This is a genomic window from Kocuria massiliensis, assembly GCF_900169715.1.
Lineage (GTDB): Bacteria > Actinomycetota > Actinomycetes > Actinomycetales > Micrococcaceae > Rothia > Rothia massiliensis.
Map to the genome: position 1 here is coordinate 747,024 of NZ_LT835161.1, position 16,405 is coordinate 763,428.

The window sequence follows — 16,405 nt, forward strand, 5'->3', positions numbered from 1 at the left end:
CAAACCAATTGCAGGAGGACGACGTGACCGTCTCAGAAGAATTATTTGATCGTTCGCGCCGGGTGATTCCCGGTGGAGTGAACTCGCCGGTGCGCGCGTTCAACTCGGTCGGTGGGGTGCCACCGTTCATTGTCGATGCGGATGGCCCGTATGTCCGGGATGCGGATGGTCGTGAATACGTGGACCTGGTGGGTTCTTGGGGGCCGGCATTGCTGGGCCACAAATACGAGCCGGTCATCGAAGCGGTTCATGCGGCGGTCGATCACGGCTTGTCCTTTGGCGCCAGTACGGTGGGGGAGGCCGAACTTGCCGAGACGGTCGTCGACCGGATCAATCGTGCCGCCGGAGACGGCAACGCGATCGATCAGCTCCGGCTGGTCTCTACTGGTACCGAGGCCACGATGACCTCGATCCGTTTGGCACGCGGCTACACGGGTCGCGACAAAGTCATCAAATTCGCTGGTTGCTATCACGGCCATGTCGATGCCCTCTTGTCGGAAGCAGGGTCGGGTGTTGCCACACTGTCTCTGCCCGGATCGGCTGGGGTTACGGCGGCGACGACGGCGGAAACCATCGTTCTGCCCTATAACGATCTCGACGCCGTGCGGACCGCTTTCGAGAAGTTCCCGGGCGAGATCGCGGCGGTGATCACCGAAGCGGCTCCTTGCAACATGGGTGTGGTGACCCCGAACGAGGGCTTCAACGCAGGCCTGCGGAGCCTGACCCAAGAACACGGTGCCCTCATGATTTTCGACGAGGTCCTGACCGGATTCCGTGCTTCCTCGGCCGGATATTGGGGTCTCACCTCGGGAGACGAAGGCGGATGGGCCCCGGACATTTTCACCTTCGGCAAAGTGATCGGCGGCGGCATGCCCATTGCTGCTCTGGGCGGACGACGCGAAATCATGGAGTACTTGGCACCCACCGGCCCCGTGTATCAGGCGGGCACTCTGTCAGGAAATCCGCTGTCCGTGGCGGCAGGCATCGCGACGCTCCGTCACGCGACGGGCCAGACCTACGCCACTATTGACCGGGCCTCACATGAGCTTCGTCGGGAAATCGGGGCTGCCCTGGAAGCTGAAGGAGTCGACTACTCGATTCAGACCGCTGGCAACATTTTCTCGCTGGCTTTTGGTACGGGCCGCAATGGCGTCCACAATTACGACGACATTAAGGCGTCCGAGTCATATCGATACTCGGCGTTCTTCCACTCGATGTTGGACGCGGGCGTTTACCTGGCGCCGTCGCCGTTCGAAGCGTGGTTCCTCTCGTCAGCCCACGACGACGCCGCGATGGATCGCATCGTTTCGGCGCTTCCGGCCGCGGCTCGAGCGGCCGCCGGTGCAAACCGTTAAATCAGTAGGTGTGGAGGACCCAGGGCACCGTCTTATTCCGGACGGTGACCTGGGCTTCTCTGTTTCTGGCCAGCATGACTCGTGAAGCCGGTAGACCGAAGTGTTTAGCTATGTGTGCCGTTCGCGCTCGGGCTGGACAGGCCAGTCGCCATTGACCGTGGTCTGCTTGCCGATCTTGTCGAAATAGGCCTGCAGGTCCGCGGCCTGTTCCTTAGCCCACGAGATTTGGTGTTCGTGGAGCTCGCCGGCGGGCAGATCGAGTTTGGGGTATTTTTGGGTCATGGCGGTCGCCAATCGCTCCGTGGCCAGGCAATCCGCGGCTGACGTGTGTGCGTTGTCCAAGACGACGCCGTATTCCTCGCAGAGGTTGGTCAGCGTGCGTTTTCCTTTGTGATACTTGTCGACCTTCTTGTTGAACACCAACGGGTCGAGTACGGGGAAAGGGGCCAATTCCGGAAGCTCGAAGCGGCGGAGTTCACGGTCCAGGACCGTGAAGTCATAGACGGCATTGAACGCGAAAATCGGGACTCCGTCGGAGAATAAGCCCCCGATGGCCGACGCCAACTCGTAAACGACCTGTTTCAGGGGCGCCCCGTGTTCCTGGGCGTATTCGGTGGAGATGCCGTGAACGGCCGCGGCCTCTTCAGGAATGGGAACCCCCGGGTCCGCGAGCCATTCCCCGTGCCGTAGCACCGTTCCATCCGGCCCAACCAGAATCAACGAAGCGGTGACGATCCGAGCAGTTCTCGGATTGGGCCCGGTGGTTTCCAAGTCGAAGGTCGCGCGTGGCCCTTGGGTCCACGGGCGTGCGGCGCTGGTGTTGTGGATCGTCATGGGTCCACCGTACCCGGAACTGGGACGTGGAAGCCCATGAATCCGTCGGAAGGGAGAACGGGCGGCAGGCACGCGGCTCACCCCGCGTCGAAGTCCTTAACTTGTCAGTCCCGCGTGGTGTGATGGTTCTATGAGCCCTCAGAATCAGCAGCCATCAGCACCCGAGCGCATGCATTCTGCGCCGTCGGCCGCCGGAGCGGTTCTGGTCGTTGGTCCTCCCGGTAGCGGCCGAACCGAGACTTTGATCCAGCGCGCCCGTGAATATGTCATGCATGCTGGATCGGCGGGTGCCGCCGAGGAAATCCTCATGCTGGCGCCAACTCGGGCTTCGGCCGACGGACTCCGAGACAGATTCTCCGAGGCTATTGGAGCTGCCGTTTCGACGCCCCCTGCACGGGCGTGGCATTCGTACGCATTCGACATCCTTCGCCGGGCACATGCCGAAGGGTTGCTTCCCGGGGTCTCTACGGAACCGCGGCTTCTGGCTGGTCCGGAACAAGATGTCCTGATCGGCGAGATGCTCGAAGCGCACGCGCGGGGCCTAGGGTCGGCTCCTGATTGGCCCGCTGACCTCCACGAGGCCATCGGTACGAGGGGTTTCCGGCGGGAAATTCGAGAATTTTTGGATCGGTGCGCCGAATTCGATCTGTCGTCGGATCACGTACGCGAGCTAGGGCTCTCACTGAACCATCCCGAGTGGGTCGCTGCGGCAGACTTTCGGGCCGAATACGACCAATTGCGGCGTCTCCGAATGCCTCAGGCTTTTGACCCCTCCGCTTTGATCCACGAGGCAGCTTCCTTCGTCGAAAGCCACCCCGATTTTGTGCGGCGGGAGCACGAGAGGATTCGGTTGGTCCTGGTGGATGACCTCCAAGAAGCCACGCCAGCCATCCTCCGCCTGCTCTCGGCTCTCGCACCGGCGGCTGCCACGACGCCGCCGGAAATCCTGATGACGGCCTGCACCGATACCGTGGTCCAAGGTTTCCGTGGGGCGCGGCCCGAATTGCTCTCGGAGCTCGACGAGCGATTGCCTGCCTATTCACGGTTGGAAGTCCGACAGGCATCTGCACAATACCGACTCCCTCCGGTGATTGCGGCGGCGGTGCGGCGCATCGGCGAACGAGTTCCGGTGGTCGCTCACGCCCGTCACGAACGCGAGTTGCCTGCCGTTCCAGAGGCCGTGGCCCGCGAATCCGAAGCGTCGCTGAATATCGTGTTGACACCGAGTACTCAGCACGAACTTCGGCTCATTTCGCAGGGGATCCTCGAAGAACATATTCGGGGAGGCCGCCCCCTGGCCGACATGGCCGTCATCGTTCGTGACGGATCATCCTTGGCAGCCGTCAAACGGCACCTGGAATCGGACGGAATTCCCGTGACGGTTCCCGTGGCCGAGACGCCAGTCCGGGAAGAACCCGCCGTACGGCCCTTTCTGGATGCCTTGTGGCTTGCCAGTGGCGAGCCAGGAGATACCGGAATTACCCAGGCGCTGAGTCTCCTGACCTCGAGGCTGGGAGGAGCGAGTCCCAACCGTATTCGTCGCATTCGGCAAGCCCTTCGGTCCGATGAACTCCGCCGGGGCGGCCATCGTTCGAGCGATGAATTGATGGTGGAAGCGCTGAATCGTGAACCCGAAAGGGGCACCGATTCGGCGCTGGGAGTGGATCAACGGGAGCCTCGGGGAACTCTGCGTCATGGTGAGGATCCTCTGGAACGGATACGTCGTGTGCTCAGCGCCGGACGACGCGCGATGAGCGAGCCCGGGGCCACCGCCGACTCGGTGTTGTGGGCATTATGGGAAGCTAGCGGGCTTGCCTCGGTATGGCGACGTGCGGCCCAAGGATCAGGCCCGGCGGCCCAGCGAGCCAACCGAGATCTCGATGCGATGCTGGGCTTGTTTGAAGCAGCCGAACGATTTGTCGATCAGCAGCCGGGGGCTGGCGCTCGGGAATTTTTGGAGTACATCGATAGCCAAGATCTCCCCATGGATACGCTGGCGCCTCGTACACCTGGCCGAGCCGCGGTTTCACTGACGACTCCCGCTTCTGCAGCGGGGCGCGAATGGGATTGGGTGCACGTTGCCAAAGTTCAGCAGGGTTCGTGGCCGAACACCACTCTTCGCGGCGGGCTCTTGAGCACGCCGGAACTGTCCGACGTCGTGCTTCTCGGCATCGAACAGGCCCAACGCATGACTCGACGCGTGCGTCTGCGCGAGACCCGCTACGACGAACTCAGAATGTTCGCAACGGCCATCAGCCGCAGCCGATCACGGCTGATCGTCAGCGCGGTCACTGATGAGGAAGAAGAACCGAGCGAATTCCTCGATATCGTCGACCCGCTACGCATGATCGATCTTGAGCCTGTTCGGGTACGCCGGCCCATGACACTGAGGGGGCTGATCGCTGAATTGCGTCGGTCGGCGCAGACCACAGAGAACCCCATCCAGGCCGAGCAAGCTGCACGGCAGCTGGCTCGCATCGCGCGGGAATCGACAGAATCGGGGGAGCCCGCCATATCTGGGGCCCATCCCAGGGATTGGTGGGGGCTGTTGCCCCTGTCGTCACAGGCAGAGGCTTTGAATCCCGATGAACCGGTCACTCTATCCCCATCGAGACTCGAATCCATTGCATCGTCTCCGTTGGATTGGTTCGTCAGCGCCTCAGGGGCGGAGGCGGCCACCGACAGCTCTCGTTCCTTGGGAACGCTCATTCACGAAATAGCCCAGGATTTTCCGGAGGCACCAAGTCATGAATTACGCGCGGAACTCGACCGGAGATTCGCCACCCTGGGATTACCGGATACGTGGGAAACAGACATTCTTTATCAACGGGCCGTTCGGATGCTGGAGAAATTTGCCGCGTATGCGGTCGACGTTCGACTGAAATTCGGTAGACGGCTTGCGGGCGTTGAGGGATCCTTTAGCGTTCTCGTGCCGGGCCCGGCACGAGACGCGATCCTGACGGGACGTGTGGACCGGCTGGAGGTCGACGAGCTTGGCCGATTTGTCGTGATCGATCTCAAGACCGGTAAATCTGCTCCATCCCGCAAAGATTTGGAACGCCACCCGCAATTGGCGGCATATCAGGTGGCTCTCGACGCCGGAGTCGGGCCCCACATGGCGGACGCATCCTCGGAACCGGAGACCTTGACCTTGAAAGGTGCGTCGTTGACACACCTTTCGGGTGGGGCCGCCTTGGTCCAGCTAGGCACCGGAACCAAGGGATACGGCGTGCAGGAGCAAGCGCCGCTCGTTGCGGAAGATTCCTGGGCCGTTGAGCTCGTGCAGCGCTGCGCGGAACTCATTGCGCATTCGCGATTCCAAGCACGTCACGACGACGCCGCCTCGGGTCCTTTTTCCCGCGGATGTCGGCTCCCCGAAATTTGCCCGTTGTGTTCTGCAGGAAGGCAGGTCACCCAACCGTGAACGACCAGATGCTCACAAGTTCACCGCGTTATAGCCCGGAAGATATCGCTCGCGCGCTCCAACAGCCTCTACCAACCCCCGAGCAGTCAGAGATCATCAGTGCCGATCTCTCACCGCGACTGGTCATCGCGGGTGCCGGCTCTGGGAAAACCGCAACCATGGTGGATCGCGTCGTGTGGCTCGTCGTCAACGGCGTCGTTCGCCCGGACGAAGTGCTGGGCGTGACCTTTACCAAGAAGGCGGCGGCCGAGCTACGTCACCGAATGATCCACCGATTAGCGGCATTGCGGGAGGCGGGACTGTACGAACCCGTTGCCGATGCCGACGAGCCCACTCTGGACCCCACAATCAGTACGTACCACTCGTACGCAAAATCGATCGTTTCTGACTACGGTCTCCGCATCGGGATAGAAAAGGACGCGGCGCAACTCGGCCCATCCCAGTGCTTCCAACTGGCTGCTCAAATTGTCGAGCATTGGGAAGGGGAACTGCCCACGACCATCCCCGCGGCATCGACCCTCGTCAAAGCCGTCATTAAGCTTTCCGGGGAGTGCGCGGAGCATCTCAAGACCCCGGCAGAAGTCGAGGCATACTGTGAGGAATCGCTGACCGTTCTTCGGGAGATGCCGAACACTCATCCCAAGCAACTGAAAAAAGAAGAGAAACTCCGCGGGACCCTCGTCGAAAAACTCGAGCAGAAATTGCTCGTGGCACGTCTCACCGAACGATATCGTCGCGTCAAAGAGGCCATGCAAGTGATGGATTTTGGGGACTTGCTCGCGTACGCCGCGACCATGGCGCGTGGCGTCGACAAGCTCGGCGAAGAACAGCGCGACATGTACCGCGTTGTTCTCTTGGACGAATTCCAAGATACGTCGCACGCGCAAATGGTGCTGTTTTCCAGCATCTTTGGGGGCGGCCACAGCGTGATGGCCGTCGGAGACCCCAAGCAATCCATCTATGGTTTCCGAGGCGCCTCTGAAGGCCAACTCTTCGATTTTTATCGATATTTTCCCTCAGATACTCCCGATCCGTCCTATTTGTCCGTTGCCTGGCGCAACGGGGCCCGGATCCTTGAGGCCGCGAACGACATCGCTCAGCCGCTTTCCGAACGGCCCGAATGGGTGCGGTCTGCCCAAGGTCCTGCGGTGCCCCGTCTCAGGCCTCGACCGGATGCACCAGACGGCAGGGTTCTCGCGGGTGTATGGGAGACCGATCAAGCAGAAGCTGAGGCCATCGTCTCCAAGATCAAAGAACACCGTGATGACGCGGTGCGCGTGGGGGAGGGCCTTCCTACAGTGGCGGTTTTGTGCCGCGCCCGTCGGCACATGGAAACGGTTCGGTTGGAATGCGAACGGCAAGGCATCCCCTATCACGTCGTGGGTCTCGGGGGCCTCGTGGAAACCCCGGAAATCACCGACATGCTGGCCATCTTGAGAGTACTCTCAGACCCAAGTCGATCCGATGCCTTGATGCGATTGCTCGCCGGGGCACGATGGCGCATTGGTCCTCAGGACGCCATGGCACTCCATGACTGGGCGAGGTTTTTGGCACGACGCCGGGAGCGTGCCGTTCGTCTCGGCATACAGGAAGACCTCTCCACACCCGAAGGTTTGGTCGACGGCGAGGAGGACCTCGCTGGACCGGACGTCAGCAAAAGCGCTTCCACGGAAGCCAAGGAGCGGTTGGAAGAACTGCTCAAGGCCGGGCGGGAGGCCAGCGATGGGTCGAGCCTGATCGAAGCCCTTGAAACACTCCCAGCCGAGGGGTGGACATCCCGCGCAGGTCGAAGCCTTTCGTCGGAGGCTCGGGAGCGGCTCGGTCGCCTCCACCGAGAGTTGGAGGAATTGAGAGGTTTTCTCGGAGAAGACCTCACTTCTCTCCTGCACCACATAGAGCGGGTCACCATGCTCGATCTCGAGCTCACCTCAAAGCCGGGGGCCGACCACCACGAGGCCCGCGCCAACCTCGACGCCTTCTACGAAGCGGTGGCCGAATACTGTTCGACGGCGCCGCGACTGGCGGCAAGTATCGATGCGAGTGCCCAAGCGAGGGTAGAGAGTGGTAGCGACGAACTCGTCATGCCGGACACTCAGGAGCACCGTTATACGGTGACGTCTTCGGCCACGGGAGTTACCGCCTTTCTGGCGTGGCTAGAGGCCGCAATCGCTGAAGAAGGCGGGCTTCCGTTGCCCGTCGGCGTGGCAGATCCCACGGCGGTGAACATCGTGACCGTTCACGGTTCTAAGGGCTTGGAATGGGATGAAGTGTATCTCCAAGGGATGGTCGAAGGCGGCTTTCCATCGCACACCGCGGACGCCTGGTACTCCGACCCGGGAGCCTTGCCCTGGGAACTGCGGGGCGACTCGGAGCACCTTCCCGTCTTGGACCTTCGAGCACGTTCAACTCAGGAGCTAGAAACATCGGGACTCACCTTCTCGGAACAGAATCTCGAGCGGACGATCGGAGAAGAGAGACGCTTGGCATATGTGGCCGTCACCCGGGCTCGAAACGTCGTCATGTTGAGCTCGAGCTGGTGGGGGCGGGCCAAAGCCAAGCCCTTTGAGACGTCTCGCTTCCTCGTAGAGATCACGGAGGAGCCGGCGTCTCCAGGAATTCGCGCCGAATGGTTGTCCGAGGCGCCGAAGCCAGAAGGCGGGGACGCTAACCCTCAGAGCGGCCGAATATTCGCGGCCCTCTGGCCATGGGACCCGCTAACACGGCCGTATGTCAGCGAGTGGGAATCTGAGGAAGACCTCAACGCACTGACAATGACCGCCGACCACGGAGAGAACATCCTCGACCCAGGGCCGGTTGCATCACGGCGTGACGAAGTACAACGGGCCGCGGATCGCGTGCTCGAGCACCTAACCGGCACGGGCGAGGCCAAAGCGCTCCCAGACGAAGCGACATCAGAGGATACGAAACAGGCGGAAGACTGGGAGGAAGAAACCAATCTTTTGCTGGCCATGTACCGGGCGCGAGAGCAGCAGCAGCCCGAACTGGTCGTGCCGAAACACGTGAGTGCCTCTCTTCTGGTCGGATTGTCCCAGGACCCGGATAGGGTCTTGGAACAGCTGGAACGCCCCATGCCTCGTCGTCCAGAAGCAACGGCTCGATCGGGGACAAGGTTTCACGAATGGGTTGAGGAACACTACGGGTCTACGGGAATGTTGGACCTCGGTGAGGTCGAATCTGAGGAACTGGATCCCGTCGATTCGGATGTCGAAGAGCTGAAGGCACGCTTCCGGGAAAGCCCGTGGCACGACAGGCAACCGTGGGCTGTGGAGTATCCCTTAGAGACGCCGGTCGGCGGGTTCACGGTGCGAGGACGAATCGATGCTGTTTTTCGGTACGACGACGAGCTGGGAGAAACCCGCTGGGAACTCGTGGACTGGAAGACCGGCAAGGTGCCCCACGGCGTCGAGCTGGAGCACAAGTCGGTTCAGCTTGCCGTGTATCGGCTAGGGTTTTCCAAGCTTCACGACATCGATCTGGATCACGTCTCCGCATCCTTCTTTTACGTGGCACACGGGAAAACGGTGGTGCCACCGGAGATCTCCGGGGAAGACGACTTGGTCAGGATCTTGGATCGATTGAAGGGGTCGGAGCAGTAACTACGACCGTCCCTCGCGATTGCGGTAATGACCCGAGGTCGGAACAGACCTGGGCTCCTCAGAGGGCGTGTCGACGACCCGAGCCCTTGAGGACCCGCTGCCCGAAGCGACGGCCCCCACGAGCACTCCCACCGATGAGGTCGGCTGATCGTTACCTCGGTCAGACCTTGTCGATGTTTTGTCGGGCGACGACTCGCTGTGGGTGCTCGTTCCATCCGTCGTCGGGCGCGTCGTGGGGGAGTCCAGGGCACCCGAGGCACGAAGGTCGCTTTCCAAATCCTCCAACATCGAGACGGCTTCCCGGATCGTGTCCTGATCGCGCTGCTCCGTGGCACGAATCAGCCACTGAGCTATGGCGAATTCAGCGTGAAGGTATGCACGACGCAATAAATACCGGTCGGGAGCGTGCGGAAGCTGTACCGAATAGACCTCAATGATCGCGTCGGCAAATTCTTGGTCGGGGCAACTCATCAACCATGAGAAATCCAGTGCGGGGTCGCCCACGTGAAGGTCGTGCCAACCTCGAACCGCGGAAAGCCGCGTTCCATCCAAGACGATGTTGTCCTCGGAGAGGTCACCATGGACCACCGTCGGGCGGAACTGCCACATGTTTTCGTCTTCGAGCCAGGCTTCCCACCGCCGCAGGAGAGCGGAAGGCACTTTCCGGGTGCTGGCGGCACGGTCCAGCTCGGAGAGCATGCGCTTACGACATTGCTCATGGGAGTACATGGGCAGGTCGGCCTCTTGGACCAGCTCCGCAGGAAGTGTATGGATCGTCGCAATGACTTTGCCCAGCTGGGTGGAGAGCGGATCTCGTTCCGGCGTCACCACGTGGGACCGTCGGGCGAGTTCTTCAATATCGAGAACTTCCCCGGGGACCTCGGGGTACACGAAAGTTTGAAGCCCTTGGCTCGAGGCTGAACCAACCACGGTGGGAAGCTGGAAGGGCAGGCGTGCACGGAGCCCGGGCGAAAAAGAATGCAAAATCACATGCTCAGACTCGAGGCGCACACTGGCCTCGTGATTCTGAGGGGCCCGAACAATCCACCGCTGACGCGCAGAGTCGAGGACCACAGCGGACGCATAGTCCGGATTGTCTTCCTCGTACGGGGACGCGGCCACGGGGAAGAGGCCCGGCACTCCAGCCGAGGCCATAGCGGCTAACGTTAACGGTGTTAATTTCACCTGTTCAGAGTACAAGAGAGACATGGAAGCAAGCTGATCACGTGCCACCTCGTTTAGTAACACAGCCCATACCTCCTCTCGGTGAAGATCTGTTGGGAACCTATCCGATTCGCCGCATGGGAGACGAGGCGCCCCGCCGAGTCACCATGGATTCAGCCCTGAGCGATCAGGCGACGCGTGTCCTTCTGATTGATGGGGGCCGTGCTCGGGTTCGGTGGGATTCCACCGATCACGCTGAGCTGGTATGGGGAACCATCAACGAGAACCACGACGTCGTCGCCTATCTTGGACTGGACGACGACGCATGTCACCTGCTCCTTGCCCGGCCGGCGCGACATGCAACGGAAGATCTCCAAGCGGGTGACCCTTGGCCGGAAGCGTCGGATGCCGGTGACGCGGAGAAGGACAGCGAATCATCGTGGCTGGGATTACGCGAAGCCGCTCCCGTTTTGAGTCGGCACGACAGCACCTGGTTGAGCGTCGGCTTGGCCTTGATGAACTGGCATGACGCCAATGCCTTTTGCCCGGCGTGCGGGTCAACGACGACCCCAGATCCGGGCGGATGGTCGCAAACGTGTGATGCTGAGGGACGGGAAATTTTCCCCCGAACGGATCCGGCGGTGATCTGCGCCGTCGTTCACACAGACGAAGAATCCGTCGACCGTTTGCTTCTGGGGAATTCAGCGGCTTGGCCGGAGGATAGATATTCAACCTTTGCGGGTTTCGTCGAAGCGGGAGAGTCTCTCGAAGCCGCGATCGGTCGAGAAGTCTACGAAGAGTCATCGGTAGACATCGACCACGCCGAATACCTGGGGTCGCAACCGTGGCCCTTTCCGAGATCGCTCATGGTCGGGTTCATGGCACATGCAGCGAGTCTGAATACTGCGGCCGCCGATGGAACGGAAATCCGACGGGTCCGATGGTTCACCAGGGACGAGCTCACGGAGGCGCTACATCGAGGTGAGGTGACTCTCCCGGACGAAACCTCCATCGCGCACCACCTCATTGCTGCTTGGTTTGGCGAGTCATTACCAACAAAGAAGACCGTCTTGGGACGAGCCGGGACCGAGAAAGGAAGCGAAAACTGAGAACTGAAGGCATGACGATGCCGTCCGCCAATGCGCCGGACCCGGATCAGATCCTCGAGGGTTTGGACCCAGAGCAACGAGAAGTGGCCACAAGTCTGCAGGGTCCGGTGTGCGTCCTCGCGGGTGCGGGAACCGGTAAGACTCGCGCCATTACTCACCGCATCGCCTACGGAATCGCCTCTGGCGCTTATGTTGGCCAACGTGTTCTGGCGCTGACCTTCACGGCAAGAGCTGCCAATGAGATGCGACAGCGGCTTCGTGCTCTTGGCGCCGTCGGGGTGCAAACACGTACGTTTCACGCGGCGGCATTGCGGCAATTGCAATACTTCTGGCCCCAAGCGGTCGGAGGGACCCCGCCACAACTGCTGTCGGGCAAGGCCCAATACATTTCGGAAGCCGCTAGCCGTCTACGCTTTTCCACGGATCGCGCCGTGGTGCGAGACCTCGCGTCCCACATTGAATGGGCCAAGGTCTCCATGCTGACGCCGGATACCGCCGAAGAGCACTTTGGAGGCCGGGAACTTCCGAGTGGATTCACCCCGTCGAGCATGGCCCGAATCATGCGCGGATACGAAGATCTTAAGACGGAACGCAACGCGATCGATTTTGAAGACGTCCTCTTGGCGACCGTCGCGATCTTAGAAGAAGATGACGCCGTCGCGGCTTCGGTGCGGCAACAATACCGACACTTCGTCGTCGACGAATATCAGGACGTCTCGCCCCTCCAGCAGCGACTCCTGGACTGCTGGCTGGGAGGGCGTGAGGAATTGTGCGTGGTTGGAGATGCTTCTCAGACCATTTATTCGTTCACAGGTGCAACCTCTCGACACCTCTTGGATTTTCCACGGAAACATCCTGACGGAAAAGTCATCTCGTTGGTGAGGGACTACCGCTCCACCCCTCAAGTCGTACATCTCGCCAATAAGCTGTTGACCGCGCGTCGTCCAGGCCGGGATTCAACACCCGGAGCATGGGCGCCGCCCCTTGAACTACGAGCGCAACGTCCCGCTGGACCCGAACCCGACTGGTTTGAATATCCAGACGACGAACAAGAGGCGACGGGAATTGCCGAAGACATCTCGGATCTCATCACCAAGGATGGCGTCGCCCCGGCGGACATCGCGGTTCTCTTCCGCACCAACGGCCAGTCGCAAGCGATTGAGCAAGCTCTGACGGACGCAGGGATCGGATATCAGGTGAGGGGGACTGAGAAATTCTTCAACCGTCCTGAGGTAAAGCAGGGGATCTTGCAGATCCGTTCGGCGGCCCGGGCCGCCGGAGACGAGCCGGCACCGAAAGTGGTGCGAGACTGCCTCGCCTCCTTGGGCTATAAGGATCAGCCCCCGGCCTCTACAGGGTCGGTACGTGCCAAATGGGAGTCCTTGTCCGCGCTCGTTTCCTTGGCGGACAGACTTCAGGCGGCACACCGTGCCGAACACGGCGAAGAAGAGGGCCCCTTCACACTGGATATGCTCGTGGAAGATCTGGCCCGACGGATCACTCACCAGGACGCACCGGTGATGAACGGGGTGACCTTAGCTTCCCTCCATTCGGCCAAGGGGCTCGAGTGGGATGCGGTATTCCTTTGTGGCCTCAGCGAAGGCCTCATGCCGATCAGCTTCGCGCAATCGGCAGACGAAGTCGACGAAGAGCGCCGGCTCTTATACGTCGGAATTACTCGCGCTCGAGAACGGCTCTCCTTGAGCTGGTCGTTGGCTCGAACGCCGGGCGGCCGAGCCCACCGAAAGCGCTCGCGATTCGTGGACGACATCGTTCCTCGAACTAAGAAGTAGGGGAGGGAACGTTAGAAGCCGCCCCACCAGCACGAGCAGCCGTCGAGGACGGGGTGCTCTCCGGTAGCCGCATAGTTCAGTGCCTCAGTTTGTCGCGTGGAAGCACTGATTATTCGCGTCACGATCTCCTCAACCGAGAGGAATTCTTGTCGTGATGCAGTGGAGGCGAGTGCCTCAAGGCAATCACCGCAACGGCGTTTGGCCCACGGAACGACGCCCCACGACGTCACCCTCGCAGCGGCGTCGTGATAGAGCTGAAGGCACCGCACATCCGGCGCCACCGGAACGTTCCACTCTTCCCGTTGACCGGCCCACGCGGTCCACACGACGACGTCGGGCCGCATAACCAGGCCGTGCAGTCTCTGACGCAGATCGTTGGCGGTCTCGTCGCGGCATAGGTCCGAGAGATACCGGTCCTCCGGCCGCACGCCTGAACTGGATAAGACCTCCGGCACGAGCGCAACGAGCGACTGCTCCAAGCACAAGGACCGGGGGCGCTCGCGGTGAAAGGGACGATAGCTCTCGGCCAAGAGATCGGTCGAATTCACGGCGCTTCGGTCCAACAGCCAGGGCAATCCTTCACCGTTCACCGCTAAGGACGTGACGGCGTCGGCGATTCGCCCGGGGAGCCCGATAAAGAGCGTCTGCGGAACTCTCAGACGTTGTCCTGGCATCCGAGCGCGTAACGTCGCGCCACCACGCACGGTGGGTCGACGCGGACCTTGACCATGAGGCAACCGATGAGTGTGCATAGATCTACCGTGCGCCGAAGTCTCCTTCTCGGAGCGGTCTTGGAAGAAATGTGTGTGGTGCATCGGGAAATCTGTCGATGCCGACCCCGCCCGGCGGGGCACGCGACGACAACGCGAGGTGGCCGTGAGTATCCACGACGACGTCGACGTCATGCCGGTAAACTTCGGGGAATGCCTGCCGAAACACCGCGTGAGTGGCTCCCCACAGACCCGTCGCGACCCGACGTCGAAATTCGACGTTCAGGACGCCGGAAGAAAACGGTTGCCGCTCGTTGGGAAGGCGAACATATAGTCTTGCTGGCGCCTCGTACGCTCTCGCGGGACTTGGCGGAACAGTATGTGAGTCGACTCCTGCCGAGGCTTATGGAGGATAGGCGTCGGTCCGAGAATGACCCAAGCCGCACCGATGCGTATCTCGCCGAGCGCGCGGAGCATCTGGCCGCGGCCCACCTGAATCGTAGGGTAAAACCGCGGGAAATTCGGTGGGTCACCAATCAGAACACTCGATGGGGTTCGACGACACCATCCACGGGAACCATCCGAATCTCACACCACCTCCAGGGCGTTCCGGAATACGTCCTCGATTACGTGATTCATCATGAATTGTGTCACCTGATCGAGTCATCTCACGATGCACGTTTTAAACGACTCGAGGCGCAATATCCGGAGGTGGAACGGGCGAAAAGCTTTTTGGACGGGATGATTTTTGCCCGGTCCGAGCAATAATGACCGGTCGACTCCTCGGGGCGAGGAACCGACCGGTCACATCGGGTGAATGCGGCGCCACGACGTCGCCGGCGCCTTAGGAGGTCGGGGCCGGCCCGGAAGAGTTCGGACCCTGGCCGTCTGAGTCGTCCTCCGCCGAAGAATCTGGGTCATCGTATCCGCCAGACAGGAGCTTCTCCAGGGCGGCGTCCATCTCCTCGTCGGATGCGTTCAAAAGACCGCGTTCGGTCCCGAAATTCTCCGGATTATCGAGGTCCTCATCGGTCGGCAGATTCTCCGGGGCCTCCCACAGAGCGTCCCTCTTGACGATTCCGTGATTCTCCTCGTAACCCTTCCAGAACTGCGAAGCTTCTCGCAGACGACGGGGCCGCAACTCGAGGCCAATCAGGGAACCAAAAGTCTTCTCCGCCGGGCCGCCCCCTGCGCGCCGACGTCGGAGGGTCTCCGTCAAAGCCGCAGCGCTTGGAAGATTCTTCGTGGCTTCGGTGCTCACGTGGTCGACCCACCCTTCAACCAGGGCCAGGAGGGTTTCCAGGCGACGCAAGGTCACCTTTTGATCCTCGGTCAGAGTCGGTTTGAAGATGTCGCCGCTCAATGCTTCCTGCAATGATTCTGGGTTCGAAGGATCCATGTCGCGCGTCGCGTCTTCGATACGGTCGGTATCCACGTGAATGCCGTGCGAGTAGCGCTGGATGAGCTCGAGGATGTTCTCTCGCAACCACGGGTTCGCCCGGAACAGGCGGATATGCGCGGATTCCCGGACGGCCAGGAACAGCATGACTTCCTGGGCCGGAAGGTCCAAGCCCTCGCCGAAGTCGGCAACATTAGCCGGCAATAAGGCGGAGCGCCCTGGAGAGAGCGGCAGGCCGATGTCGGTTGAGGACACGACTTCCTGAGATAGTTCGCCGACAGCCTGCCCCAACTGCATGGCAAACATCATTCCGCTCATGCCGCCGATCATGGACGCGCCCTGGCCGAGCATCGAGGACAGCTCTTCCGGCATTTGCTGAGTCAGGGCGTTGCTCATAGCTTCGGTGATCGAATTTGCCACCGGCTCCGAAATTTCGCGGAACGTGTCAAAACAATTTTCGATCCATTCGCTCCGAGACCATGCCTCGTCGGATATGGCGGCACGGTCGAAGTCAATGACGGGGTCGAGCCAGAGCTGAGCGAGTTGCGCCGCGTCTTTAACCGCAGATTTCTGCGTGCTCGACACGGCGGGATCACCATTCTCTGCGGTGGCCAGTCGCCGGGCGTGGGCCCTGGCCTGATCCCAGTTTGCGGAACCGTCGGAATTCATTCCGGACATCATGGCCTGGATTTGGGAAAACATGCCCGACATCATGGCCGGGTCCATGGGTACACCCATGCCCTGTAAGTCTTCCGGATTGATGTTTTGACCCGAGGACAGCTTGCGGAACAGCTCCTCGAAGGGGTTTTCCTCGTGGTCATCGTTGCTGCCGTTGTTGTAGGGGTCGTTGGGGCTCATGACACCTCGCGGTCGATGGGTCGCCGCGAGGCTGCCTTCGCCTCACGGCATTCTTACTCTGGGTCCATTAAAGAGGACGAATCGGGGTCTCGTCAGGGAGTGGCCTGAATTTCAGCTGATGGCACAGCGTGTCGTCGCGCGG

10 protein-coding genes are annotated in these 16,405 nt (G+C 61.1%); 6 read left to right on the forward strand and 4 right to left on the reverse strand.

Annotation, left to right across the window (positions count from 1 at the left end; all coding sequences use genetic code 11):
• Positions 1-23 precede the first annotated feature (23 nt).
• Positions 24-1,355, forward strand: a complete 1,332-nt coding sequence (gene hemL / locus B9Y51_RS07715; RefSeq protein ID WP_085529327.1) for a glutamate-1-semialdehyde 2,1-aminomutase — start codon at positions 24-26, stop codon at positions 1,353-1,355.
• 108 nt (positions 1,356-1,463) lie between these two features.
• Here the strand turns inward: hemL and B9Y51_RS07720 are convergent, their stop codons facing one another.
• Positions 1,464-2,189 (reverse strand): 3'-5' exonuclease, encoded by a 726-nt coding sequence (locus tag B9Y51_RS07720; protein WP_048680370.1) that lies wholly within the window; start codon positions 2,187-2,189, stop codon positions 1,464-1,466.
• A 130-nt stretch (positions 2,190-2,319) separates the two neighbouring features.
• Here B9Y51_RS07720 and B9Y51_RS07725 point away from each other — a divergent pair, with 130 nt between their 5' ends.
• On the forward strand, positions 2,320-5,613 hold the full coding sequence (locus B9Y51_RS07725) for an ATP-dependent DNA helicase (protein ID WP_245826111.1): 3,294 nt from the start codon (positions 2,320-2,322) through the stop codon (positions 5,611-5,613).
• Positions 5,610-9,230 (forward strand): ATP-dependent helicase, encoded by a 3,621-nt coding sequence (locus tag B9Y51_RS07730; protein WP_158088273.1) that lies wholly within the window; start codon positions 5,610-5,612, stop codon positions 9,228-9,230. Before B9Y51_RS07725 ends, B9Y51_RS07730 begins: the two co-directional genes overlap by 4 nt.
• Here the strand turns inward: B9Y51_RS07730 and B9Y51_RS07735 are convergent, their stop codons facing one another.
• Positions 9,231-10,385 carry a phosphotransferase gene (locus tag B9Y51_RS07735; protein ID WP_245826113.1) on the reverse strand — a complete coding sequence of 385 codons (1,155 nt, stop codon included), beginning with the start codon at positions 10,383-10,385 and terminating at the stop codon, positions 9,231-9,233.
• Between the two features lie 146 nt (positions 10,386-10,531).
• Here B9Y51_RS07735 and nudC point away from each other — a divergent pair, with 146 nt between their 5' ends.
• Both nudC and B9Y51_RS07745 read left to right on the forward strand, forming a co-directional pair.
• Positions 10,532-11,503 carry an NAD(+) diphosphatase gene (nudC, locus tag B9Y51_RS07740; protein ID WP_143468029.1) on the forward strand — a complete coding sequence of 324 codons (972 nt, stop codon included), beginning with the start codon at positions 10,532-10,534 and terminating at the stop codon, positions 11,501-11,503.
• 11 nt (positions 11,504-11,514) lie between these two features.
• Positions 11,515-13,296, forward strand: a complete 1,782-nt coding sequence (locus tag B9Y51_RS07745; protein ID WP_126855633.1) for an ATP-dependent helicase — start codon at positions 11,515-11,517, stop codon at positions 13,294-13,296.
• 11 nt (positions 13,297-13,307) lie between these two features.
• On the opposite strand, the gene B9Y51_RS07750 is transcribed toward B9Y51_RS07745, so the two are convergent.
• Positions 13,308-14,048 (reverse strand): hypothetical protein, encoded by a 741-nt coding sequence (locus B9Y51_RS07750; RefSeq protein WP_085529331.1) that lies wholly within the window; start codon positions 14,046-14,048, stop codon positions 13,308-13,310.
• Between the two features lie 171 nt (positions 14,049-14,219).
• Between B9Y51_RS07750 and B9Y51_RS07755 the strand changes: the two genes are divergently transcribed.
• Complete coding sequence (locus B9Y51_RS07755; RefSeq protein WP_085529332.1) at positions 14,220-14,774, forward strand: M48 metallopeptidase family protein; 555 nt, start codon at positions 14,220-14,222, stop codon at positions 14,772-14,774.
• A gap of 76 nt (positions 14,775-14,850) precedes the next feature.
• Here the strand turns inward: B9Y51_RS07755 and B9Y51_RS07760 are convergent, their stop codons facing one another.
• Positions 14,851-16,263: a zinc-dependent metalloprotease gene (locus B9Y51_RS07760; protein ID WP_048680360.1), complete on the reverse strand. Its 1,413-nt coding sequence runs from the start codon at positions 16,261-16,263 to the stop codon at positions 14,851-14,853.
• Positions 16,264-16,405 lie beyond the last annotated feature (142 nt).

What these genes read in the sequence shown, in the direction of transcription:
- B9Y51_RS07720 (WP_048680370.1), bottom strand. Translation starts at nt 2,189, where the DNA reads ATGACGATCCACAACACCAGCGCCGCACGCCCGTGGACCCAAGGGCCA.
- B9Y51_RS07725 (WP_245826111.1), top strand. Translation starts at nt 2,320, where the DNA reads ATGAGCCCTCAGAATCAGCAGCCATCAGCACCCGAGCGCATGCATTCT.
- B9Y51_RS07735 (WP_245826113.1), bottom strand. Translation starts at nt 10,385, where the DNA reads ATGGCCTCGGCTGGAGTGCCGGGCCTCTTCCCCGTGGCCGCGTCCCCG.
- nudC (WP_143468029.1), top strand. Translation starts at nt 10,532, where the DNA reads ATGGGAGACGAGGCGCCCCGCCGAGTCACCATGGATTCAGCCCTGAGC.
- B9Y51_RS07745 (WP_126855633.1), top strand. Translation starts at nt 11,515, where the DNA reads ATGACGATGCCGTCCGCCAATGCGCCGGACCCGGATCAGATCCTCGAG.
- B9Y51_RS07750 (WP_085529331.1), bottom strand. Translation starts at nt 14,048, where the DNA reads ATGCACACTCATCGGTTGCCTCATGGTCAAGGTCCGCGTCGACCCACC.
- B9Y51_RS07755 (WP_085529332.1), top strand. Translation starts at nt 14,220, where the DNA reads ATGCCTGCCGAAACACCGCGTGAGTGGCTCCCCACAGACCCGTCGCGA.
- B9Y51_RS07760 (WP_048680360.1), bottom strand. Translation starts at nt 16,263, where the DNA reads ATGAGCCCCAACGACCCCTACAACAACGGCAGCAACGATGACCACGAG.